Raw genomic sequence first — 22263 nt, 5'->3', positions numbered from 1 at the left:
CAGGTCACAGTGGCCGCGGAAGGTGCGAGGTAGAGACCTCATGCACATCGTGATCATGGGCTGCGGGCGCGTGGGGTCCACGCTCGCGCAGTCCCTCGAGCAGCAGGGGCACACGGTCGCGGTCGTCGACCAGGACCCCACGGCCTTCCGGCGCCTGGGCTCCGGATTCGGCGGTCGCCGGGTCACCGGTGTCGGCTACGACCAGGACACCTTGCGCGAGGCGGGTATCGAGGAGGCCGGTGCGTTCGCCGCGGTCAGCAGCGGCGACAACTCCAACATCCTCGCCGCCCGGGTGGCCCGCGAGATGTTCGGCGTCGAGAACGTGGCGGCGCGCATCTACGACCCGCGTCGCGCGGAGGTCTATCAGCGGCTGGGGATCCCCACGGTGGCCACCGTACGGTGGACCGCGGACCAGATGCTGCGACGGCTGCTGCCGTCCGGGGCGGAGCCGCTGTGGCGCGATCCGAGCGGGACCGTCCAGCTCGCCGAGGTGCACCTCTCCTCCGCGTGGATCGGGGAGAGCGTCAGCAAACTGCAGGAGGAGACCGGGGTCCGCGTCGCCTTCCTCACCCGGCTGGGCGAGGCCATACTGCCGACCTCGCAGACGGTGCTGCAGGAAGGCGACCTGGTGCATGTGATGATGCGCGGCGACGAGGTGGAGAAGGTCGAGGCCGCCTTCGCCGAGGGGCCCGAGGAGGCACACGCGTGAGCGGGGCGCACGCCCTCAGCTGCTGCGGGGCGTCCGGGGCGCGGACAGGGCACGGCAACTGCCTTCGCTGCGCGGAGAATGAGGAGGCGCGATGAGGGTCGCCATTGCCGGTGCGGGCGCGGTCGGCCGCTCGATCGCCGGCGAACTGCTGGAGAACGGGCACGAGGTGCTCCTGATCGACAAGGCGCCGACCGCGATCTCGGTGGAGCGGGTGCCGCAGGCCGAGTGGCTGCTGGCGGACGCCTGTGAGATCACTTCGCTGGACGAGGCGGCGCTCCAGCGCTGCAACGTGGTCATCGCGGCGACGGGCGACGACAAGGTGAATCTGGTCGTCTCGCTGCTGGCGAAGACGGAGTACGGGGTGCCGCGGGTGGTGGCCCGGGTGAACAACCCGAAGAACGAATGGCTGTTCAACGAGTCCTGGGGCGTCGATGTCGCGGTGTCCACGCCGCGCCTGATGTCGGCGCTGGTCGAGGAGGCGGTGAGCGTCGGCGACCTGGTGCGCCTGCTGCGCTTCAGCCACGGCGACGCAAACCTGGTCGAGCTGACCCTGCCGCCGGAGTCGGCGCTCGCCGGGACCCGGGTCGGCGAGGTGGACTGGCCGGAGGACACCTCGCTGGTCACGATCATCCGCGGCAATAGGGTGCTCACGCCGAACCGCGAGGACTCGCTGGAGGCCGGGGACGAGCTGCTGTTCGTCGCGGCGCAGGCGCGCGAGGAACAGTTGGAGGATCTGCTCTCGGTGCGGCGGGAGACGACCGCCGAGAGCTGATCCGTCCCCGCCCCCGGCAGGCGTAGGACGACGTACGAAAGGCCCGGCAGCCATGGCTGCCGGGCCTTCGACGGGTCCGCTCTCCCCCATCCGCGCGCCGGGCGGAAGCGGGACGGCAGGATCAGCGCGGGGGCCGGGCCTCGCCCGCTCGTGGGGCCACCGCGTCCACGGCGTCCTGCGCGAGGCGGCCACCCGCCTCCTCGGCTTCACGTTCCGCCTGCTCCTCCGCCTCCATCTCGGCGAAGACGTCGATCGGCGGCGGCGCCTTCGCCAGGAAGACCCAGGTCAGGTAGACCGCCAGCAGGAACGGCGGGATGCCGAGCACGACCTTGACCCATCCCAGCTGGGTGGCGTCCCCCCACCAGTAGAGCGGGAACAGGATCGCCGACTTGGCCAGCAGGATCAGGCCCCACGCGTAGCTGGCCTTGGTGTACGCCCGCCGGCGGCCGGGGTTGCGGTGACGCCAGGAGAGGTTCTCCTTGAAGATCGGCCCGAGGATCAGGCCGAGCAGCGGGTAGCCGACGACCGACGTGACGATGTAGGCGACCGCGAGTCCGAGGGTGTAGAGCATCCCCGGCAGGTAGAAGTTCTTGGCGTCGCCGGACATCATCGCGAAGACCGCGCCGATGGCGACCCCGAAGACGCCGCTGAAGGCGTGCTTGAGCGTGTCCTTGCGGGCGAGGCGGGCGATGCCGAGCACCAGGGAGAGCCCGAGCGCCGCGATGGCGGAGAGGTGGATGTCCCGGTTGACGGTGTAAATCGCGATGAACACCAGGCCCGGCACGGTGGTCTCCACCATGCCCCGCACCCCGCCGAACGCCTCGAAGAGTGCGGCCTCGGTAACGGTCCTGGCCTGCGCGTCGTCGGACCCGGCCCCCCGGCCCGCTTCCTGGTCGTCGGTTTCTCTGTCCCGAAAGGTCACCCGCTACTCCTGTCCGAGCGGTCGCAGTTCGTACTTCGGATTGAAGAGCACCCTACGGCCGTGGCTCATCGAGATCCGACCGGACGCGACGAGTTTGCGGCCCGGTTCTATGCCGACGATGGAGCGTCGGCCGAGCCAGACGACGTCGAGCGCGGCCGAGCCGTCGAACAGCTCGGCCTCAAGTGCGGGCACTCCGGCCCGCGGTCGCAGGGTGACGGTCCGCAACGTCCCGGTGACCATCACGATCTGGCGGTCACCGCAGTCGCAGATCCGGGTGCACCCCGCGGCCTGGGCGTCCTGCTGGAGCTCGTCGGCGTGCAGCTCCTCCTGGGAGAAGGACAGCCGGTCGAGCATCCGGCGGAAACGTCCGATCGGCTTCTCGGAACGAGGAACAGCGCTCATACGGGAAGCGTACCGGGGGCGGGCCCGCCGGATCCTCGTAGCGGTATCCCAATTCCTTACCGCTCGAAGCGGTATCCCATCCCGGGCTCGGTGACGAAGTGCCGGGGGCGCGAGGGGTCGGCCTCGAGCTTGCGGCGCAGCTGGGCCATGTAGACCCGGAGGTAGTTGGTCTCGGTGCCGTACGAGGGCCCCCAGACCTCCTGGAGCAGCTGCTTCTGGCTGACCAGTCGGCCCGTGTTGCGGACCAGCACCTCCAGCAGGTGCCACTCGGTGGGGGTCAGGCGGATGTCCCGGCCCCCGCGGTTGACCTTCTTGGCGGCCAGGTCGACCGTGAAGCCGTCGGTCTCGATGACCACGGGCTCCTCGGCGGCGGCCGTGGGTTCGGCGCGGCGTACCGCGGCCCGCAGCCGGGCGAGCAGCTCATCCATCCCGAACGGCTTGGTCACGTAGTCGTCGGCGCCGGCGTCGAGGGCCTCGACCTTCTCGTCGGAGGTCTGGCGCGCGGAGAGGACCAGGATCGGCACGCGGGTCCAGCCCCGCAGCCCCTTGATGACCTCCACGCCCTCCATGTCGGGCAGACCGAGGTCGAGGACGACCACGTCAGGGTGGCGGGCGGCGGCCAGCTGGAGCGCGGTCGCGCCGTCGGGGGCGGCGTCCACCTCGTACTTGCGCGCCTTGAGGTTGATGACGAGCGCTCGGACGATCTGCGGCTCGTCCTCCACCACCAGCACCCGCGTCATGTGTGTCGCCTTTCTGTCGTACGGGGGCGTACGGGCATCTCGCGCGTCGTCGTGCCGTACGCCCTCATGAGGTGGCCGTGGCCGGGAGGTCCGGGCGGACGAGCGGACGGCCGTGGGCGGCGCGCAGGGTCAGCACCATGGTCATGCCGCCGCCGGGCGTGTCCTCGGCCGAGAGGGTGCCGCCCATCGACTCGGCGAAGCCACGGGCGACGGCGAGGCCGAGCCCGACGCCGGCACCGCGCGGGGCATCGCCGTGGCGCTGGAAGGGCTCGAAGATGCGGTCCTTGTCGCCGTCGGGGACGCCGGGGCCACGGTCGACCACCCGGACCTCGACGCGCTCGCCGAGCGCGCTTGCGGAGACCAGCACCTGCTGCCCGTCCGGGCTGTACTTCACGGCGTTCTCAACGATGTTCGCCACGCTGCGCTCCAGCAGCCCCTTGTCGACGTCGACCATCGGCAGGTTCTCGGGAATCTCGAGGACGACGCTGCCGTCGGGCACCCCGCCGAGCGCCATGGGCACCACCTCGTCGAGATCCGCTTCGCGGATCAGCGGGGTGACGGTGCCCGTCTGCAGCCGGGACATGTCCAGCAGGTTCCCGACCAGGTGGTCCAGGCGGTCCGCGCCCTCCTCGATACCGGCGAGCAGCTCCGCCTCGTCCTCCTCGGACCAGGCGACGTCGTCGGAGCGGAGGGATGTCACGGCGGCCTTGATGCCGGCCAGTGGGGTGCGCAGGTCGTGGGAGACGGCGGCGAGCAGGGCGGTACGGATGCGGTTGCCCTCGGCGAGTTCACGGGCCTGCGCGGCCTCGCCCACCAGCCGCTGGCGGTCGAGGACGACGGCGGCCTGCGCGGCGAAGGCCGCCAGCACCCGGCGGTCCTCGGCGGGCAGCACCCGCCCGCTGAGCGCCAGTGCCATGTGGTCGCCGACCGGGACGTCGACCTCGGCGTCCTCGGGGCGGGTGAGCGGGCGGCCGTCGCCCACACTGCCCGCGCAGGTCCACGGGTCGACCTCGCTCTGCCGTTCCAGCAGGGCCACCGAGTCCATGCCGAACGTCTCGCGGACCCGCTCCAGCAGGGCCTCCAGGCTCGTGTCACCGCGCAGCACACTGCCGGCGAGGAAGGAGAGGATCTCGGACTCGGCGCGCAACCGGGCGGCCTGGTGGGTGCGCCGGGCCGCCAGATCGACCACCGACGCCACGGACACCGCGACCGCGAAGAAGACCGCGATGGCGACGATGTTCTCGGGGTCGGCGATGGTCCAGGTGTGGGTGGGCGGGGTGAAGTAGTAGTTGAGCAGCAGCGAGCCGATGGTCGCCGAGGCCAGTCCGGGCAGCAGTCCGCCGAGCAGGGCGGCGCCCACGGTCAGGGCGAGGAACAGCAGTACCTCGTTGGCCAGCCCGCTACCGGTCTCCAGGCTGGTCAGCAGCAGTGTCATCAGCACCGGACCCAGCGCGCCGACCAGCCAGCCGGCGACGATCCGGGGGCGCCCCAGCCGGGCGCGACGGGTGACGGGCAGGTTGCGGCCCTTGGCGACCTCGTCGTGGGTGACGATGTGGACGTCGAGGTCGGGGCCGGAGTCGCGGGCCACGGTGGAGCTGACGCCCGGGCCGAAGATGTACTGCCAGCTGCGGCGGCGGCTGGCGCCGAGCACGATCTGGGTGGCGTTGACCCCGCGGGCGAATTCCAGCAGCGCCTCGGGCACGTCGTCGCCGATGACGTGGTGAAAGGTGCCGCCGAGGTCCTCGACCAGGGTCCGCTGGACCGCCAGCTCCTTGGGCGAGGCCGAGGTCAGCCCGTCGCTGCGGGAGATGTAGACGGCCAGGACCTCGCCACCGGCCCCCTTGGTGGCCATCCGGGCGGCGCGGCGGATGAGCGTACGGCCCTCGGGCCCGCCGGTGAGGCCGACGACGATCCGCTCGCGGGAGCCCCAGATGGTGGAGACCTCGTGCTCGCTGCGGTATTGCTGCAGGTAGGCGTCGACCCGGTCGGCGGTCCACAGCAGTGCCAGCTCGCGCAGGGCGGTGAGGTTGCCGGGCCGGAAGTAGTTGGACAGGGCCGCGTCCACCTTGTCGGGGGTGTAGATGTTGCCGTGGGCCATCCGGCGGCGCAGCGCCTGGGGCGACATGTCGACCAGCTCGATCTGGTCGGCCCGGCGCACCACATCGTCGGGGACCGTCTCGCGCTGCCGGACGCCGGTTATGGTCTCCACGACGTCGCCCAGCGACTCCAGGTGCTGGATGTTGACGGTGGAGATGACGTCGATGCCCGCTTGGAGCAGCTCCTCGATGTCCTGCCAGCGCTTGGCGTTCCGGGAGCCGGGGACATTGGTGTGCGCGAGCTCGTCGACCAGGGCCACGGCGGGACGGCGTGCCAGCAGCACGTCCACGTCCATCTCGGTGAAGACGGTGTCGCGGTACACCATCTCGCGGCGCGGGATCTGTTCAAGGCCGTGCAGCATCACCTCGGTGCGCGACCGCCCGTGGCACTCGACGAAACCCACGACGCAGTCGGTGCCCCGCTCCACCCGGCGGTGCGCCTCGGCCAGCATGGCGTAGGTCTTGCCCACGCCCGGCGCCGCGCCGAGGTAGATCCTGAGCTTGCCGCGTCCCATGGCCTCATTGTCTTCGAGGGAGCCGATTCGTACGTGCTGACGACAGTACGACCGAGGGAGTGGACAAAACGGACAGAGGGTGCGCTGGCGCGGCGCCTTTGATGCAACCCTGACGGACTCCCGACGAGCCTCGCAACCACCCTCGTACGGGAGCGCTCGGACTGCCAGGATGGCCGTATGACCGAGGTACGGACCGCGCACACCGCGGACTTGGGCGACGGCGAGCTCAAGGCGATACGGGCGCTGCTCGACGCCGCCTTCGAAGGCGACTTCTCCGATACGGACTGGGACCACACGCTGGGCGGGGTGCACGCACTGGTGTGGGACGGCGACGAGCTGATCGGGCACGGGTCCGTGGTGCAGCGGCGGCTGCTGCACGCCGGCCGGGCTCTGCGCACCGGTTACCTCGAGGGCGTCGCGGTGCGCGCCGACCGCCGGCGGCAGGGGCACGGCGCGGCCGTGCTGGAAGCGCTGGAACGGGTGGTGCACCAGGCGTACGACCTGGGCGCGCTGTCCACGTCCGACGACGCGGCCGGCTTCTACGCCGCGCGTGGCTGGCAGCGGTGGCAGGGCCCGACCTGCGTGCTCGCCCCGTCGGGGATCGAGCGCACCGAGGAGGACGACGGGAGCACGTACGTCCTGCCCGCGTCGGTGACGCCGGATGTGACCGGTGTGCTGGTGTGCGACTGGCGGGACGGCGACGTCTGGTAGCCGCGCGGATGCCGAGACGGCCCGCCCCCTGCCGGTGACGGGCCGCCCCATGGAGCCGGTCGGCTCCGCCGGTCAGCTCTCCATGAACTGCTTCAACGCGAGGTTGAGCTCCAGCACATTGACGTGCGGCTCACCGAGGAAGCCCGCGGTGCGCCCCTCGGTGTGCTCCGTGACCAGCCTGGCCACCTCTGCCTTGCCCAGGCCGTTCGCCCGGGCGACGCGCCCCACCTGGATCTCGGCGTAGGCCGGGGAGATGTGCGGGTCGATGGCGGAGGCGGAGCCGGTGACCGCGTCCTTGGGAACCTCGGACTCGGGCACGCCGTTGAACTCGGCCACCTGCTTCTTGGCGGCCTTGACCGTCTTGACCAGCGTCGGGTCACTGGCGCCGAGCTGGCTGGAGCCGGTGGTGAGCGGGTCGTAGCCGCTGTTGGACGGACGCGGCTGGAACCACTTCGGGTCGGGCTTGTCGGTGCCCTTGAGGTTCCAGCTCTGGCCGATCAGTGCGGAGCCGACCTCCTTGCCCCCCACCGTGACCATCGAGCCGTTGGCCTGGTCGTGGAAGGCCGCCTGCGCGATGCCCGTGACGACCAGCGGATAGACGATGCCGGTCACGACGGTCAGGACGAGCAGGACGAGCAGCGCGCGCAACGATGCCCAGATCAGCCGGGCGGTGTTCGATACGGAGTCGTTCATGAGGTCAGTCACCCGATCCCGGGGATCGCAGAAATGAGCAGGTCGATGATCTTGATGCCGATGAAGGGCGCGATCAGCCCGCCGAGGCCGTAGATCCCCAGGTTCCGGCGGAGCATCTTGTCCGCGCTGAGCGGCCGGTAGCGCACGCCCTTCAGGGCGAGGGGCACCAACGCGACGATGATCAGCGCGTTGAAGACGACCGCGGAGAGGATCGCGGACTGCGGCGAGGCCAGGCCCATGATGTTGAGCTTGTCCAGGCCCGGGTACGCCACCGCGAACATCGCCGGGATGATCGCGAAGTACTTCGCGACGTCGTTGGTGATGGAGAAGGTGGTCAGCGCGCCGCGGGTGATGAGCAGCTGCTTGCCGATCTCGACGATCTCGATGAGCTTGGTCGGGTTGGAGTCCAGGTCCACCATGTTCCCGGCCTCCTTGGCGGCCGAGGTGCCGGTGTTCATGGCCACGCCGACATCCGCCTGGGCCAGCGCCGGCGCGTCGTTCGTACCGTCGCCGGTCATGGCGACCAGCTTGCCGCCCGCCTGTTCCCGCTTGATCAGCGCCATCTTGTCCTCGGGCGTGGCCTCGGCGAGGAAGTCGTCCACGCCCGCCTCGTCCGCGATGGCTCGGGCGGTCAGCGGGTTGTCACCCGTGATCATGACCGTACGGATGCCCATCCGACGCAGCTCCGCGAACCGCTCCCACATGCCGTCCTTGACCACGTCCTTGAGGTGGATGACCCCCAGCACCCGCGCGCCCTTGCCGTCCTCTTCGGCGACGAGCAGCGGGGTGCCACCCTCTTCCGAGATCGAGTTGGCGAAGGTGTAGGCCTCGTCCGGCACACTCCCGCCCCGCTCGCGGACCCACGAGATGACCGAGCCGGACGCGCCCTTACGGACCTTGCGCATGGCCCCGTTCTCGACGAGGTCCACACCCGACATCCGGGTCTGGGCGGTGAAGGGCACCCACTCGGCGTGCCCGAGCTCGCCCTCGTGCCGCTCGCGCAGGCCGTACTTCTCCTTGGCGAGCACGACGACCGAGCGGCCCTCGGGGGTCTCGTCCGCGAGCGAGGACAGTTGGGCGGCGTCCGCGACCTCGGCTGCGGTGGTGCCCTTGACCGGTACGAACTCGGCCGCCTGGCGGTTGCCGAGGGTGATGGTGCCGGTCTTGTCGAGCAGCAGCGTGGACACGTCCCCCGCGGCCTCGACCGCACGCCCGGACATGGCCAGCACATTGCGCTGCACCAGCCGGTCCATGCCCGCGATGCCGATCGCGGACAGCAGCGCGCCGATGGTCGTCGGGATCAGGCAGACCAGCAGCGCGGTCAGCACGATCAGCGACTGCTCCGCGCCCGCGTAGATGGCGAACGGCTGCAGGGTGACGACGGCGAGCAGAAAGACGATCGTCAGGGACGCGAGCAGGATGTTCAGCGCGATCTCGTTCGGCGTCTTCTGCCGCGCGGCGCCTTCGACGAGGCCGATCATCCGGTCGATGAAGGTCTCGCCCGGCTTCGTCGTGATCGTGACGACGATACGGTCGGACAGCACCTTCGTACCGCCCGTGACCGCCGACCGGTCGCCGCCGGACTCCCGGATGACCGGGGCCGACTCACCCGTGATGGCCGACTCGTCCACGGACGCGACGCCTTCGACGACGTCCCCGTCACCCGGGATGATGTCACCGGCCTCGCAGACCACCAGATCGCCGACGTGCAGCTCGGTACCGGGCACCCGCTCCTCGGCGCCGTCCTTGAGCCGGCGCGCGACGGTGTCGGTCTTGGCCTTGCGCAGGGTGTCGGCCTGGGCCTTGCCGCGGCCTTCGGCCACGGCCTCCGCCAGGTTGGCGAACACCACGGTCAGCCACAGCCAGCCGGTGATCATCCAGCCGAACCAGTCGGCCGGATCCAGAGCCGCGAGCACCGTCGTCACGATGGAGCCGATCTCGACCACGAACATGACCGGGGACTTGACCATGATCCGCGGGTTGAGCTTCCGGAACGCCTCCGGCAGCGATGTGACCAGGTGTTTGGGGTCGAATAGACCCCCGCTGACGCGCCCGCCGCCGGGGCCACGCCCGGTGGGTGCGGCCTGGTGCGGAGCCAGGGTCACAGGGGGAATGGACATGGGGTGAGGTTCTTCCGTGGTGACGTCTCTGGTCGTGTCGGTCGTCATGCCGTCAGCCCTTCGGCGAGCGGGCCGAGCGCCAGGGCAGGGAAGAACGTCAGACCCGTGATGATCAGGATCGCTCCCACCAGCAACCCGGTGAACAGCGGCTTCTCGGTGCGCAGGGTGCCTACGGTGGCCGGGACCGGCTTCTGCTCGGCGAGCGATCCGGCGAGCGCCAGCACGAACACCATGGGCAGGAACCGGCCCAGCAGCATGCAGATGCCGAGCGCGGTGTTGTGGTACGGGGTGTTGGCGGCGAAGCCGGCGAACGCACTGCCGTTGTTGTTGGATCCGGAGGTGTACGCGTACAGCACCTCGGAGAAGCCGTGTGCGCCCACGTTCGTCATCGACGACTCGCCCGTGCCGAGCGCCATCGCCAGCGCCGTACCGATCAGCACGAGGGCCGGGGTGACAAGGATGTAGCAGGCGGCGAGCTTGATCTCCCGGGTGCGGATCTTCTTGCCCAGGTACTCGGGTGTCCGGCCGACCATCAGACCCGCGATGAAGACCGCGATGACGGCCATGATCAGCATCCCGTAGAGGCCGGATCCGACGCCGCCGGGCGCGATCTCGCCGAGCATCATGCCCAGCAGCAGCACCCCGCCGCTCAGCCCGCCGAACGAGTCGTGGAAGGAGTTGACGGACCCGGTCGACGTCATGGTCGTCGACACCGCGAACAACGACGACGCCCCTTCGCCGAACCGCTGCTCCTTGCCCTCCATCGCGCCGCCCGCGAGCTGGGAGGCGGTGCCCGGGTGGGCGAACTCCAGCCACGTGACGGCCAGGACACCGGCGAACCAGATGACCGCCATGGCGGAGACGATCGCGTACCCCTGCTTGACGCTGCCGACCATCCTGCCGAAGGTCCGCGGCAGCGAGAACGGGATCAGCAGCAGGAGGAAGATCTCCAGCAGGTTGGAGAAGCCGCCCGGGTTCTCGAACGGGTGCGCGGAGTTGGCGTTGTAGTAGCCGCCGCCGTTGGTGCCCAGGTCCTTGATGGCCTCCTGGGAGGCCACGGCGCCGGGGCTGAGGGCCTGCTTGTCACCGGTCAGCGTGGTGATGTGGTGGATGTCGCCGAAGTTCTGCACCGCACCGAGCGTGACGAGCACGATCGCCGCGACGACGGATATCGGCAGCAGGATCCGGATGGTGCCGCGCACCATGTCGGCCCAGAAGTTGCCGAGTTCGCCGGTGCGGGAGCGGGCGAAGCCGCGCACCAGCGCGACCGCCACGGCGATGCCGACGGCCGCGGACACGAAGTTCTGCACCGCCAGACCGGCGGTCTGGGTGACATGGCTCATGGCCGACTCACCCGAGTACGACTGCCAGTTGGTGTTCGATACGAACGACGCGGCCGTGTTGAACGCCTGATCCGGTGAGATCGGCGCGAAGCCCAACGACAGCGGCAGATCGTCCTGGACCCGCTGGAGCAGATAGAGGAACAGCACTCCCACGAGCGAGAACGCCAGGACCGCCCGCAGGTACGCGGGCCAGCGCATCTCGACGTCCGGGTTGGCACCGACCGAACGGTAGATCCACCGCTCGACACGAAGGTGCTTCTTGGCGCCGAACACGGCGGCCATGTAGTCGCCGAACGGCCGGTGCACCAGGGCGAGCGCGGCTATGAGCGTGGACGCCTGGAGCACGTCAGCGAGGACGGGGCTCATAGAGCCCGGAGCGGCAGCGAGTGATGTCACAGTCAGAATCTCTCGGGGAAGACGAGGGCGAGGACCAGATAGCCCAGCAGAGCGACGGCCACGACGAGGCCGACGATGTTCTCGGCGGTCACAGCTTCGCCACCCCCTTGGCGATGAACGCCACCAGCGCGAAGACCGCGATCGTGGTGAGGACGAAGGCCACATCGGCCATCGCGTACTCCTAGTGAAGTTCGGACCTGCAATGACCCCTAGAGCTAACCGTTGATGCGAGCGTTGCTGGCCGCCGTTGACGGCTCCCTTACGGCCATTGGCGCGGCTTTGACGGCTTCCTGACGGGCATCGCCCTGATCTGCGTGAACAGCGGTGGGCCGTACCCCGAACAGCGGCCTGCGGCCCGTCGACAGGGGTGAATTCAGGCCATCCCCGGGCTCGGTGGCGCCCCTCAGACGGCGCCTGCCCGCCGCCGTGCGTATCGGCCGGCAACGCCAGGTCGCGTGTCGACCGCGTCAAGAAGCGCCGAGTCGCCGCTCAGAACGCGTCAAGACGTGCCCCCGAGCCGCAGCGACGGGCTTCGCTGGGTCGGACGCCACGGCGATCCGGTCGTGGCGGCGATCCGTACACCCGAGGTTGGGAGCATGATCCTTCCCTTGTGGTACCGGCACGGCACCACAGGCCCCGTGCCCGACCCGGTCCCCAGCCCGCTGGTCTGGGCGGCTGCGCTCACGGGCTCCCTGGTGATCTTGTTGGTGCTGGGAGTGACCGGCGGGCTGCACCGCTCGCTGCTCGCCCTGGCGACCTTCGGCGCCCTCGCCGTGATCCTGGGCCTGTGCGGGCGCGCCGTCGCGGCGCCGGGTACGGCCGCGGTGTGCTGGCTGCTCTACAACGGCTTCGTGGTGGTTCCGCAGGGCGAACTCAGCTGGAACGGGCCCGTGGACGCCACGCGGCTTGGCCTGCTGATCGGTCTCGCCTTGCTCGGCACCGGGATCGCGCGGGTGGCCGATGCGGTCGGCGCCTATCGGCGGATCACGCCACACGCCACGGGGCGCGACACGTTCAGGTGATTCGCGTGGCGCTCGTCTCGGTAGGGCGCCGCGCATTCCGACCGCCTGTTGACGCCGTGCGGCCGTTCGGCGGAACTGCTCCCGGACACCGGTTTCCTACCATCCTGCTGTGTGACCTGGCTCCCCAAGGCGGCACTCCTGGGACGCCCGCTGCGTACCGAGCAGATGGGAGAGACGCTGCTGCCGAAGCGGCTGGCCCTGCCGGTGTTCTGCAGCGACCCGCTCTCCTCGGTCGCGTACGCCACCGAGGAGATCCTGCTGATCCTCGCGCTCGCCGGCACCGCGTTCCTCGATCTCGCCTGGTACGTGGGCGTCGTCATCGTGGTGCTGCTGGCCGTGGTCGTCACCTCGTACCGGCAGACCTGCCACGCCTATCCCAACGGCGGTGGAGCGTACGCCGTCAGCTCCGACAACCTCGGACAGACGGCCTCTCTCACCGCCGGCAGCGCCCTGCTCGTGGACTATGTGCTGACCGTCGCCGTCTCCGTGGTCGCCGGCGTCGCCGCGATCACCTCGGCGATCCCCGAAGCCTCCGAGCACGCCGTCTCCATGTCGGTCGGCTTCGTCGTGCTGCTGGCGCTGGTGAACCTGCGCGGGATCAGGGAGACCGGGCGGGCGTTCGCGATCCCCACCTACGGCTTCGTGCTGGGCATCTACACGATGTTCGCGGTCGCCGCGGTGCGGCTGGCCGGTGGCGCCGACATCCACGCGGAGTCCGCCGACCTGCCGATCCACGCGACGGGCAGCTTCACCGGGATCGCTCTGGTCTTCCTGGCCATGCGGGCGTTCGCCTCCGGCTGCACCGCGCTGACCGGCGTCGAGGCGATCAGCAACGGCGTGCCGTCCTTCACCAAGCCCAAGTCCCGCAACGCCGCCACCACACTAGCGATCATGGGCGTGTTCTCGGTCACCATGTTCGCCGGCATCACGACCCTGGCACTGGTCTACGAGGTGCACGTCGCCGACGACCCCACCGAACTGGGCCTGCCCGCCGACGCCGACCAGGCCACGGCCCTGGCGCAGATCGCCAAGGCGACGTTCGGGGACGCGGAGTTCTTCTTCTACTACGTGCAGGCGGCCACGGCCGGAATCCTGATCCTTGCCGCCAACACCGCCTACAGCGGCTTCCCGATGCTGGCCTCGATCCTCGCTCAGGACCGGTATCTGCCCCGCCAGCTGCACAACCGTGGCGACCGGCTGGTCTTCTCCAACGGCATCATCCTGCTGTCACTGGCCGCCATCGGGCTCATCGTCGCCTTCGACGCCGATGTCTCGGCGATCATCCAGCTCTACATCATCGGCGTCTTCGTCTCCTTCACGCTCTCCCAAGCCGGCATGGTCAAGCACTGGAACAAGCTGCTGCCCGGGACCTACGACCTCAAGGAGAGGCGCCGGATCCACCGCTCGCGGATCATCAACGCCATCGGGGCGACCTTCACCGGCATCGTGCTGGTGATCGTGCTGAGCACCAAGTTCACCCACGGTGCGTACATCGTCACCATCGCCATGCCGCTGCTCTTCTTCACCATGAAGGGCGTGCGACGGCACTACGACGCGGTCGCGGCCGAGCTGGCCGTGGCCCCGGACGCCCGCCCCGAACGCCCCTCGCGCAACCACGCCATCATCCTGGTGTCCAAGATCCACGCCCCCACCCTGCGAGCGGTCGGCTACGCCAAGTCCATCAACCCGGACACCCTGGTGGCGCTGACCATCCGGGTGGACCCGGCGGAGACCGACGCACTGCGCCGCGAGTGGGACGCCCACGAGACCGAGGTGCCCCTCATCGTCCTCGACTCGCCGTATCGCGAGATCAGCCGCCCGGCCCTGGAGTACGTGCGCGACCTGCGGCGGGAAAGCCCCCGGGACGTGGTCACGGTCTTCATCCCCGAGTACGTACTGGGCCGCTGGTGGGGCCAACTCCTGCACAACCAGAGCGCGCTGCGCCTCAAGGCCCGGCTGCTGTTCACCCCGGGAGTCATGGTCACCAGCGTGCCCTACCTGCTGCGTTCCCAGGATCGCCAGCACACGTGAGACGGCGCTTCTGACGCGCTCTTAACACGAGAGCCCCTGGAACGGACCGCTGTCGGGGCTTTCCTCCGGGAAGGCGTCATGGACGCGCAAATGAACCGGCCACCGCCTTCTGACGGGCTCCGGCCACGCCTAGATTCCTGTCCCCGAGGCCACCGGAAGTCCCAGGTGCGGACGCCTCCCACGCCCGCACCGCACTACGAAGGGCCCCAGGTCACTGATGCTTCAGTCCGCCCCCGACCAAGCCCGGTCGACCCACGAGGAAAGCACCTCGCCCCCAACTCCCCGCCCGCATGGCCGGAGCCGCCGGGGCGTCTCAGGTCTGCTGGACCCCGTCCAGTTGCTGAGGTCGTTCCCCGAGGCGCTGCGCAAGCTGCACCCCCGGACGATGGTGAAGAACCCGGTGCTCTTCGTCGTCCAGACCGGCTCGGCGCTCACCACCCTGTCCGCGCTCTTCAACCCCAGCATCTTCGCCTGGCTGATCAGCTGCTGGCTGTGGCTGACGGTGGTCTTCGCCAACCTCGCCGAGTCCGTCGCCGAGGGCCGTGGCAAGGCCCAGGCCGAGACGCTGCGCAGGGCGCGTACGGACACCGTCGCGCTGCGGCTGCGCTCCTGGCGGGTCGGCATGGATCTGGCGATGGCCGAGACGGAGACCGTCGCCGCCTCCGAACTGCGGCTGTTCGACTTCGTCCTGGTCGAGGCCGGGGAGCTGGTCCCCGCCGACGGCGAGGTCGTCGACGGCGTCGCGGCCGTGGACGAGTCGGCGATCACCGGCGAATCCGCGCCGGTCATCCGGGAGTCGGGCGGCGACCGCACCGGGGTCACCGGTGGTACGACCGTGCTCTCGGACTGGATCGCCGTCCGCGTCACCGCCAAGCCCGGCCACAGCTTCATGGACCGGATGATCGCCCTCATCGAAGGCGCCACCCGGCAGAAGACCCCGAATGAGATCGCGCTGCACATCCTGCTCTGCGCGCTGACCGTGATCTTCACCCTCGCGGTCGTCACGCTCCAGCCCATGGCCATCTACGCGGGTGTCGAGCAGTCCACGACGGTGCTGGTCGCCCTGCTGGTGGCACTCATCCCGACGACCATCGGCGCGCTGCTGTCCGCGATCGGCATCGCGGGCATGGACCGGCTGGTGCAGCGCAATGTGCTGGCCATGTCCGGGCGTGCGGTCGAGGCCGCGGGGGACGTGAACACGCTGCTGCTCGACAAGACCGGCACCATCACCCTCGGCAACCGCCAGGCGGTCGGCTTCGTACCGCTCCCCGGAGTCGCCGAGGTGCAGCTGGCCGACGCGGCCCAGCTGGCCTCGCTGGCCGACGACACACCGGAGGGCCGCTCGATCGTCGTGCTGGCCATGGAGCGGTTCGGTCTGCAGACCCCGGCCGAAGGGGAGCTCGGACACGCGCAGTTCGTCCCGTTCAGCGCCCACACGAGGATGAGCGGCGTCGACATCGAGTGGGGCGACGGCGTCACCTGCCGGATCCGCAAGGGCGCCGCCGCGTCGGTGGAAGACTGGGTCGCCGAGCAGGGCGGCGGCGTCCCGGCCGAGGCGGACTCGTTCGCGAACGGCATCGCCGCCGCCGGCGGCACCCCGCTGCTTGTCGCCGTGCACGATGCGAACGGCGCGCGGGTGCTGGGCGTCGTCCACCTCAAGGACGTGGTCAAGGACGGCATCCGCGAGCGGTTCGCGGAGCTGCGTCGGATGGGCATCCGTACGGTCATGATCACGGGTGACAACCCGCTGACCGCCCGGGCCATCGCGGACGAGGCGGGCGTGGACGACTTCCTCGCCGAAGCCACGCCCGAGGACAAGATGGCGCTGATCAAGCGGGAACAGGCGGGCGGCAAGCTGGTCGCCATGACCGGCGACGGTACGAACGACGCGCCGGCGCTGGCCCAGGCGGATGTCGGCGTGGCCATGAACACCGGCACCTCGGCCGCCAAGGAGGCCGGGAACATGGTGGACCTGGACTCCAACCCGACCAAGCTCATCGAGATCGTCGAGATCGGCAAGCAGCTGCTCATCACCCGCGGCGCGCTGACCACCTTCTCCATCACCAACGACGTCGCGAAGTACTTCGCGATCATCCCGGCGATGTTCGCGGTGGCGTACCCGGGCCTGGACAAGCTCAACATCATGGGCCTGCACAGCCCGACCTCGGCCATCACCTCGGCCATCACCTCGGCCATCATCTTCAACGCCCTGATCATCATCGCGCTGATCCCGCTGGCGCTCGCGGGCGTCCGCTACACACCGTCCTCGGCACACGCGCTGCTCCGCCGCAACCTCCGCATCTACGGACTCGGCGGTCTGGTGCTCCCGTTCATCGGCATCAAACTCATCGACCTGCTCGTCGTGCGCTTCATCCCAGGACTCGGGTGACGCTGCCCACGGTCAGAGGCACTGGTCGCGGCCGCCTGACAGGCCGTGACGTGAGTGGGGCCCGGCCGGGGCGAACCGGCCGGGCCCGCTCAGGATGCCGCCACAGACGCTCGGGGTCCCTTGGGGAGGTAGCTGGGACCAGCGTCAGCGCACCTCGCTGATCTCCGGTCCTCGCTGCAGCCGGTCCACGCCACCCGCGAACCGCGAACCCTCGACCGTGTCCTGCTGGACACCTTCCGGCACCATCTGCGCGTCGGTCGGCAGCTTGAGAACGATCGGGTCCCGCGGCGCCATCGGCCCGTCTCCACGCACCACGACGGTGTCCCTGAAGATCTGCTCCAGCAGTCCGGCGGCCTGCGGCTGCACTGCGCCCTGGCCCGAGATCACACCGCGCAGGAACCAGCGCGGCCCGTCGACGCCGACGAAGCGCACCAGCTGCACGCCGTTGGTACCGTCCGGCAGCTGTACGGGCACCTGAGCGCGGAGCTCCCAGCCGAGCGGGCCCTCGACCTCGTCGACGATGCCGCCCTGCTGCGTGATTCCGGCGCGGATCTCCTCGCGCACCTCGCCCCAGATGCCTTCCCGCTTGGGTGCCGCGAACGCCTGCAGCTGTACGGCGCTGTCCCGCACGACCACGGTCGCCGCGACGATCGCGTCCCCGGCGACCTCGACCCGCAGCTCCATGCCCTCGACCCCGGGGACGAAGAAGCCGCCCAGGTCGATCCGGCCCTCCGCGGGTTCCCGTACCTCGGAGATGTCCCACGGGCCGTCGGGGCGCGGCGCCGGCGGCAGGTTCACCCTGCGATGCTGGCCGGTGTCCGACACCGCGCCGTCCGACTCGAACTCGTCCGAGCCCACGCCGTCGGCCAGCTCGCCGGCTGTGCCCGCAGTCTCTTGAGCGTCTGCGCGTCCCTTGCGACGACGTCCGAACACGTCACTGTCCTTCCCGGTCGGCAACGACCGCTGCGTAATCAATTCCCCCGGTGGAGCCGTCCACCGCGGCATGCCCCCCGGTGGACCCGAAGCCCCCGTCGCCCCGTGCCGAGCCGGGAAGCTCCGCCACCTCGTGGAATCGCACCTTCTCGACCTGCTGGACGATCAGTTGGGCGATCCGGTCGAACCGCTCGAACCGCACGGTCTCCCGCGGATCGAGATTGACCACGATCACCTTGATCTCTCCACGGTACCCGGCATCGACCGTCCCGGGCGCATTCACGAGGGCGACGCCACAGCGGGCGGCGAGACCCGAGCGCGGATGCACAAAGGCCGCGTACCCGTCGGGCAGCGCGAGAGCCACCCCGGTGGGCAGGACGGCCCGCTCGCCGGGGGCCAGCTCGGCGGGCCGGGTGGTGACGAGATCGACGCCCGCGTCGCCCGGGTGACCATACGCCGGAATCGGCACCTCCGGGTCGAGTCGACGGATCAGCACATCGACAGGATGACGGCTCACGGGTTCACCTCGAAGGCTCGTGCCACCCTGACCTGGTCCGGGTCAGCGAGTGCGGCCTTGATCTCCGCGTCCCGCCCGTTCTCGATGAAGTGGTCGACCTTGACCTCTATGAACACGGCCTGGGCGCGTACCGCGACCGGTCCGTCGGGCCCGCCGATCCGGCCGACCGCGCGGCAGTAGATCTTGCGACTGTGCACCGCCGTGACCTGCGCATCCAGGTGCAGCACCGTGTCCACCGGCACCGGACGCACGAAGTCCGTCTCCAGCCGCCCGGTCACCGCGATCACCCGGAGCAGCCAGTTGAGCGAGCCGAGCGTCTCGTCCAGAGCGGTGGCCAGGACGCCGCCGTGCGCGAGACCGGGGGCACCCTGGTGTGCGGGCTTGACGGTGAACTCCGCGGTGACGCTCACACCCTCGCCGGCGCGCGCCGCAAGGCCCAGCCCGTGCGCCTGCTTCCCGCCACAGCCGAAACACTGGTCGTAGTGCGAGCCGAGGAGCTCCCCCGGCGCGGGTGCGTCGGGGTGCCGCACCGGCGGTGCGGCGTCGGCCGGGGCCTTAAACGATGCAGTTGGTCCACTCACGAGTGCTGACCATACCCGCGCCCGGGGCGCGGGAGCGCAGCCGTGCCAAGCTTGTGGACATGCCGTCCTATGAAGAACGTCTGACCGCCCCCCGGTCGTGGTGGATCGTCGCGGTCCTCGCCGGGGTTTCGCTCGGACTGATCCTGCTCCCCCTCGGCGTCCTGCCGATGCTGGCCGGGGTCGTCGGCGGCTCGGCCCTCGCGGCGGCGGCGGTCAGCGCCTACGGCTCGGTGCGGATCCGGGTGGTGGCGGGCTCGCTGGTCGCGGGGGACGCGCGGATTCCGGTGGACGCCCTCGGGGCCGCCGAGGTGCTGGACGCCGACGAGGCGGTCGCCTGGCGGACGTACAAGGCCGATCCGCGGGCGTATCTGGTGCTGCGCAGCTACATTCCCACCGCACTGCGGGTGGAGATCACGGATCCGGACGACCCGACACCGTATGTGTATCTGTCGACCCGGGATCCGCAAGGGCTGGCCACGGCGCTGTCGGCGCACCGGACCTGAGCCGCGTCCTCGGCGGGGTCACCCCTCTTCGTGCCGCGGGGGCGCTTCCTCGTGCTTCTGGAGCGCCTTCGGGCTGCCCGGCTCCTCGAGCTGCGGGTGCGGCCCGGCGGACGGCAGGGCGTCCCATGGCACCTGGTGCTTGCGCAGATCCCGGCGGACCTTCTCCGCCAGCCTCTTGGTGTCGCGCCGGTTCATCACGGCCCCGACCGCGGCCCCCACCATGAACGGCAGCAGGTTGGGCATGTTGCGCACCGACCGTTTCAGGATCTGCTGCCGCAGCTGCCGCTTCAGCTGGCCGCCGAGGGCGGCATTGACGCTGGCGGGCTTGGCGACATCGATTCCGCGCTCCTCGGTCCAGGCGGTGAGATACGCGGTGGCACGCTGCTTCGCGGTCCCCGGCGCCCGTAGGCCGTAGACCTCGTGCAGCTCGGCGATGAGCTTGATCTCCACGGTCGCGACGCCGACGATCTCGGTCGCGAGCTCGGCGGTCATCGCGGGCGGCACCGGCAGCATCGCCGCGGTCCCCACGCCCGCGCCCACGGCCGCCGACCCCTTCATCGCGCCCGCGACCAGCCGGTCGGCGATCTGCTCCGGCCCCAGGCCCGGGAACTGGCGGCGCAACGTGTCCAGGTCTCGGACCGGGACGCGCGGGGCGTTCTCGATGATCCGCTCGACGATCTCCAAGAGTCGGTTCCGTGCGCCTTGGCCGCCCTTTCTGGCGGCACGGCGGGCTGCTGCTGCGAGCGAGGCCGCTCGGCCTCGCTCATCGCGTGCGCCCGGTGGTGGCACCTCCTGGGGGGCACCTTCCTGGGGATCTGCCCCCTGGCTCCGCCAGGGGGAGCCGGTGGGGGGACGTAGCCGGGGAAGGTGGCTGAGGGAGGAGCCGCGCCGCCGGAAGGGACCCTTCCCGGTCGGCGTGGAGCCTGCCATGGCCGGCCGTGCTCAGGCCGCGCAGTCGCGGCAGATGGGCTGGCCGTTCTTCTCCTCGGCCAGCTGGCTGCGGTGGTGGACGAGGAAGCAGCTCATGCAGGTGAACTCGTCCTGCTGGCGGGGCAGGACCCGCACGGACAGCTCCTCGTTGGACAGGTCCGCGCCGGGCAGCTCGAGGCCCTCGGCCTGCTCGAACTCGTCCACGTCGACCGTTGAGGTCGACTTGTCGTTCCGCCGAGCCTTCAGTTCTTCGATGCTGTCCTCGTTGAGGTCGTCATCGGTCTTGCGTGGGGTGTCGTAGTCCGTTGCCATGTCGCTCTCCCCCTCTGGGTGTCTGCGGTGTCTCCAGCGCACGTAACGCGTGAGAGGCCGGACTTGTGCCCGACCCGAGGCGGAGATTTTGCCTCACATCAAGGTCTGTTACTCAATCGACACCCAACCGCACCCCTGAAGAGGTGATCGGGTTGGATGGCGATCGGGACCGTACACGGTCCGAATGTCGCACTTCACAGGGGCCACCCCGTGTACTTCCCGTGATGAGGACCCCATGAAACCCGGATGTTCCAGGCTTTCTGGCGACCTTGGTCGCACGGAGAGTAAAGGGTTGGAAACTCGCTCGTGTGATCGATCACACAGCGAGATAACCGAGGATAACTCGGAAAATTCCCCGCATAGCGAATCCACCCGGGTCTCTCAGAGCGGCAGGGTGACGCGCATCACGAGCCCGCCGCCCTCCCGCGGCTCGGCCGTGATCTTTCCGCCGTGTGCCCGCGCGACGGAGCGCGCGATCGACAGCCCGAGCCCGACGCCCCGGTCGCTGCCGGTCCGCTCCGTACGGAGCCGACGGAACGGTTCGAAGATGTTGTCCATCTCGTACGCCGGGATCACCGGCCCGGTGTTCGCGACGACCAGCGACGCCTGGCCGGGAACGGCTTCGGTCGTGACCTCGACCCAGCCGCCCGGGGTGTTGTAGCGCACGGCGTTCTGCACCAGATTCAGCGCGATCCGCTCCAGCAGGACCCCATTGCCCTGGACGACGGCCGGCGTTCTCTCGCCGCGCAGCTCCACCCCGCACGCCTGCGCCTCCTGACGGACCTGGTCCAGCGCCTGGCCGGCGACCTCGGCGAGGTCGACGGGCTTGCGGTCGACGATCTCGTTCTCGCTCCTGGCCAGCAGCAGCAGGCCCTCCACCAGCTGTTCGCTGCGCTCGTTCGTGGCCAGCAGCGTCTTGCCGAGCTGCGTCAGCTCGGGGGAAGCAGCCGGGTCGGAGAGCTGGACCTCCAGGAGAGTGCGGTTGATCGCCAACGGCGTGCGCAGCTCGTGCGAGGCGTTGGCCACGAACCGGCGCTGCGCGGCGAAGGCGCGGTCGAGGCGGTCGAGCATCTCGTCGAAGGTGTCGGCCAGCTCCTTGAGCTCGTCGTCGGGGCCGTCGAGTTCGATTCGGCGGGAGAAGTCGGAGCCGACGACGCTGCGGGCCGTACGGGTAATCCTGCCCAGGGGCGAAAGCACCCGGCCGGCCATCGCGTACCCGAAGGCGAATGCCACGACGCTCAGGCCGAGCAGAGCGAGTAGCGAGCGGCGCAGCAGGTTGTCCAGGGCGAGCTGCTTCTGGTGATCCATGCAGGCGTCGAGCGCGACATTGGCCTCGTTCGCCGACATGCCCGGCCTCAGGCCCGGACACTCGTTGCTCGTCAGCTCCACCGCGCTCTCCGGCAACAGCTTGAACAGCGGCTCGTTGCCCACGTTGAGGGCCTGGGCGGCCAGCAGGTAGATGATCGAGAGCAGCACGATGCCCGCGATCATGAACATTCCGCCGTAGAGCAGCGTCAGCCGGATCCGGATCGTCGGGCGCAGCCAGGGGAACGGACGGGCCGGCTGCGGCGGGTCCCAGGAGGGCTTCGGCGGGGCCGTGGGGGGTGCCGGGGTCTGAGCCATCGC

The 22263-nt window shown here is 70.0% G+C and carries 21 protein-coding genes; 7 read left to right on the top strand and 14 right to left on the bottom strand.

The annotated features are described in order from the left end of the window. Positions 1-40: 40 nt before the first annotated feature. Together ACTWQI_RS17760 and ACTWQI_RS17755 are read left to right on the top strand one after the other, a co-directional pair. Entirely contained in the window at positions 41-709 is a 669-nt protein-coding gene (locus ACTWQI_RS17760; protein ID WP_443271531.1) for a potassium channel family protein, read from the top strand. A gap of 91 nt (positions 710-800) precedes the next feature. Beyond that, positions 801-1481: a potassium channel family protein gene (locus ACTWQI_RS17755; RefSeq protein ID WP_443271529.1), complete on the top strand. Its 681-nt coding sequence runs from the start codon at positions 801-803 to the stop codon at positions 1479-1481. Positions 1482-1602: 121 nt separating this feature from the next. On the opposite strand, the gene ACTWQI_RS17750 is transcribed toward ACTWQI_RS17755, so the two are convergent. The 4 genes from ACTWQI_RS17750 to ACTWQI_RS17735 all read right to left on the bottom strand — a co-directional run bounded on the left by ACTWQI_RS17750 (position 1603) and on the right by ACTWQI_RS17735 (position 6156). Further along, positions 1603-2403, bottom strand: coding sequence for a DUF3159 domain-containing protein (locus tag ACTWQI_RS17750; protein WP_443271526.1), 801 nt, complete (start codon positions 2401-2403; stop codon positions 1603-1605). Between the two features lie 3 nt (positions 2404-2406). Beyond that, complete coding sequence (locus ACTWQI_RS17745; protein WP_443271525.1) at positions 2407-2805, bottom strand: OB-fold nucleic acid binding domain-containing protein; 399 nt, start codon at positions 2803-2805, stop codon at positions 2407-2409. Positions 2806-2861: 56 nt separating this feature from the next. After that, positions 2862-3545, bottom strand: a complete 684-nt coding sequence (locus tag ACTWQI_RS17740) for a response regulator (RefSeq protein WP_443271523.1) — start codon at positions 3543-3545, stop codon at positions 2862-2864. 64 nt (positions 3546-3609) lie between these two features. Further along, entirely contained in the window at positions 3610-6156 is a 2547-nt protein-coding gene (locus tag ACTWQI_RS17735) for a DUF4118 domain-containing protein (protein ID WP_443271521.1), read from the bottom strand. A gap of 177 nt (positions 6157-6333) precedes the next feature. On the opposite strand from ACTWQI_RS17735, the gene ACTWQI_RS17730 reads away from it, so the two are divergent. Next, positions 6334-6867 carry a GNAT family N-acetyltransferase gene (locus ACTWQI_RS17730; RefSeq protein WP_443271519.1) on the top strand — a complete coding sequence of 178 codons (534 nt, stop codon included), beginning with the start codon at positions 6334-6336 and terminating at the stop codon, positions 6865-6867. 72 nt (positions 6868-6939) lie between these two features. On the opposite strand, the gene kdpC is transcribed toward ACTWQI_RS17730, so the two are convergent. Genes kdpC through kdpF form a run of 4 tightly spaced genes read right to left on the bottom strand, consistent with a single transcriptional unit; the run spans position 6940 to position 11511 of the window. Beyond that, the gene (kdpC, locus tag ACTWQI_RS17725; protein ID WP_443271517.1) at positions 6940-7560 is read right to left on the bottom strand and encodes a potassium-transporting ATPase subunit KdpC; all 621 of its coding nucleotides are present in this window, start codon (positions 7558-7560) and stop codon (positions 6940-6942) included. Positions 7561-7568: 8 nt separating this feature from the next. Continuing rightward, on the bottom strand, positions 7569-9680 hold the full coding sequence (kdpB, locus tag ACTWQI_RS17720; protein ID WP_443271515.1) for a potassium-transporting ATPase subunit KdpB: 2112 nt from the start codon (positions 9678-9680) through the stop codon (positions 7569-7571). A 44-nt stretch (positions 9681-9724) separates the two neighbouring features. Beyond that, positions 9725-11389, bottom strand: a complete 1665-nt coding sequence (kdpA, locus tag ACTWQI_RS17715; protein WP_443271610.1) for a potassium-transporting ATPase subunit KdpA — start codon at positions 11387-11389, stop codon at positions 9725-9727. 32 nt (positions 11390-11421) lie between these two features. Then, positions 11422-11511, bottom strand: a complete 90-nt coding sequence (gene kdpF, locus ACTWQI_RS17710) for a K(+)-transporting ATPase subunit F (RefSeq protein ID WP_033264828.1) — start codon at positions 11509-11511, stop codon at positions 11422-11424. 504 nt (positions 11512-12015) lie between these two features. On the opposite strand from kdpF, the gene ACTWQI_RS17705 reads away from it, so the two are divergent. From ACTWQI_RS17705 to kdpB (ACTWQI_RS17695), 3 genes are all read left to right on the top strand, one after another. Continuing rightward, positions 12016-12441 carry a hypothetical protein gene (locus tag ACTWQI_RS17705; RefSeq protein WP_443271513.1) on the top strand — a complete coding sequence of 142 codons (426 nt, stop codon included), beginning with the start codon at positions 12016-12018 and terminating at the stop codon, positions 12439-12441. Between the two features lie 165 nt (positions 12442-12606). Continuing rightward, complete coding sequence (locus ACTWQI_RS17700; protein WP_443271608.1) at positions 12607-14472, top strand: APC family permease; 1866 nt, start codon at positions 12607-12609, stop codon at positions 14470-14472. A gap of 217 nt (positions 14473-14689) precedes the next feature. Further along, on the top strand, positions 14690-16861 hold the full coding sequence (gene kdpB, locus ACTWQI_RS17695) for a potassium-transporting ATPase subunit KdpB (RefSeq protein WP_443271511.1): 2172 nt from the start codon (positions 14690-14692) through the stop codon (positions 16859-16861). 144 nt (positions 16862-17005) lie between these two features. On the opposite strand, the gene ACTWQI_RS17690 is transcribed toward kdpB (ACTWQI_RS17695), so the two are convergent. The 3 genes from ACTWQI_RS17690 to ACTWQI_RS17680 are packed head-to-tail and all read right to left on the bottom strand — an operon-like array spanning position 17006 to position 18892. Further along, on the bottom strand, positions 17006-17794 hold the full coding sequence (locus tag ACTWQI_RS17690) for a DUF3710 domain-containing protein (RefSeq protein ID WP_443271509.1): 789 nt from the start codon (positions 17792-17794) through the stop codon (positions 17006-17008). A 1-nt stretch (position 17795) separates the two neighbouring features. Next, complete coding sequence (dut, locus tag ACTWQI_RS17685; RefSeq protein WP_443271507.1) at positions 17796-18311, bottom strand: dUTP diphosphatase; 516 nt, start codon at positions 18309-18311, stop codon at positions 17796-17798. Further along, complete coding sequence (locus tag ACTWQI_RS17680) at positions 18308-18892, bottom strand: PaaI family thioesterase (protein ID WP_443271506.1); 585 nt, start codon at positions 18890-18892, stop codon at positions 18308-18310. The genes dut and ACTWQI_RS17680 overlap by 4 nt, the downstream gene beginning before the upstream one ends. A gap of 59 nt (positions 18893-18951) precedes the next feature. Here ACTWQI_RS17680 and ACTWQI_RS17675 point away from each other — a divergent pair, with 59 nt between their 5' ends. Continuing rightward, positions 18952-19395, top strand: coding sequence for a DUF3093 domain-containing protein (locus ACTWQI_RS17675; protein ID WP_443271504.1), 444 nt, complete (start codon positions 18952-18954; stop codon positions 19393-19395). Between the two features lie 18 nt (positions 19396-19413). Here the strand turns inward: ACTWQI_RS17675 and ACTWQI_RS17670 are convergent, their stop codons facing one another. The 3 genes from ACTWQI_RS17670 to ACTWQI_RS17660 all read right to left on the bottom strand — a co-directional run bounded on the left by ACTWQI_RS17670 (position 19414) and on the right by ACTWQI_RS17660 (position 22260). After that, positions 19414-20325: a hypothetical protein gene (locus ACTWQI_RS17670; RefSeq protein WP_443271502.1), complete on the bottom strand. Its 912-nt coding sequence runs from the start codon at positions 20323-20325 to the stop codon at positions 19414-19416. Positions 20326-20337: 12 nt separating this feature from the next. Then, on the bottom strand, positions 20338-20637 hold the full coding sequence (locus ACTWQI_RS17665) for a DUF4193 domain-containing protein (protein ID WP_443271500.1): 300 nt from the start codon (positions 20635-20637) through the stop codon (positions 20338-20340). Between the two features lie 381 nt (positions 20638-21018). Further along, the gene (locus ACTWQI_RS17660; protein ID WP_443271498.1) at positions 21019-22260 is read right to left on the bottom strand and encodes a sensor histidine kinase; all 1242 of its coding nucleotides are present in this window, start codon (positions 22258-22260) and stop codon (positions 21019-21021) included. Between the last annotated feature and the right edge of the window lie 3 nt (positions 22261-22263).

This window comes from Streptomyces sp. KR80, assembly GCF_052245555.1.
Taxonomy (GTDB): domain Bacteria; phylum Actinomycetota; class Actinomycetes; order Streptomycetales; family Streptomycetaceae; genus Streptomyces.
This window is presented reverse-complemented; position numbering and strand designations above follow the sequence as displayed.

Excerpts from the sequence above, each read along its gene's own strand:
- ACTWQI_RS17660 (WP_443271498.1), bottom strand. The coding sequence starts at position 22,260 with ATGGCTCAGACCCCGGCACCCCCCACGGCCCCGCCGAAGCCCTCCTGG.
- ACTWQI_RS17740 (WP_443271523.1), bottom strand. The coding sequence starts at position 3,545 with ATGACGCGGGTGCTGGTGGTGGAGGACGAGCCGCAGATCGTCCGAGCG.
- ACTWQI_RS17730 (WP_443271519.1), top strand. The coding sequence starts at position 6,334 with ATGACCGAGGTACGGACCGCGCACACCGCGGACTTGGGCGACGGCGAG.
- kdpB (WP_443271515.1), bottom strand. The coding sequence starts at position 9,680 with ATGTCCATTCCCCCTGTGACCCTGGCTCCGCACCAGGCCGCACCCACC.
- ACTWQI_RS17670 (WP_443271502.1), bottom strand. The coding sequence starts at position 20,325 with ATGGCAGGCTCCACGCCGACCGGGAAGGGTCCCTTCCGGCGGCGCGGC.
- ACTWQI_RS17735 (WP_443271521.1), bottom strand. The coding sequence starts at position 6,156 with ATGGGACGCGGCAAGCTCAGGATCTACCTCGGCGCGGCGCCGGGCGTG.
- ACTWQI_RS17755 (WP_443271529.1), top strand. The coding sequence starts at position 801 with ATGAGGGTCGCCATTGCCGGTGCGGGCGCGGTCGGCCGCTCGATCGCC.
- kdpC (WP_443271517.1), bottom strand. The coding sequence starts at position 7,560 with ATGAACGACTCCGTATCGAACACCGCCCGGCTGATCTGGGCATCGTTG.
- kdpB (WP_443271511.1), top strand. The coding sequence starts at position 14,690 with ATGCTTCAGTCCGCCCCCGACCAAGCCCGGTCGACCCACGAGGAAAGC.
- ACTWQI_RS17675 (WP_443271504.1), top strand. The coding sequence starts at position 18,952 with ATGCCGTCCTATGAAGAACGTCTGACCGCCCCCCGGTCGTGGTGGATC.
- ACTWQI_RS17700 (WP_443271608.1), top strand. The coding sequence starts at position 12,607 with ATGGGAGAGACGCTGCTGCCGAAGCGGCTGGCCCTGCCGGTGTTCTGC.
- ACTWQI_RS17705 (WP_443271513.1), top strand. The coding sequence starts at position 12,016 with ATGATCCTTCCCTTGTGGTACCGGCACGGCACCACAGGCCCCGTGCCC.
- ACTWQI_RS17760 (WP_443271531.1), top strand. The coding sequence starts at position 41 with ATGCACATCGTGATCATGGGCTGCGGGCGCGTGGGGTCCACGCTCGCG.
- kdpA (WP_443271610.1), bottom strand. The coding sequence starts at position 11,389 with ATGAGCCCCGTCCTCGCTGACGTGCTCCAGGCGTCCACGCTCATAGCC.
- ACTWQI_RS17745 (WP_443271525.1), bottom strand. The coding sequence starts at position 2,805 with ATGAGCGCTGTTCCTCGTTCCGAGAAGCCGATCGGACGTTTCCGCCGG.
- ACTWQI_RS17665 (WP_443271500.1), bottom strand. The coding sequence starts at position 20,637 with ATGGCAACGGACTACGACACCCCACGCAAGACCGATGACGACCTCAAC.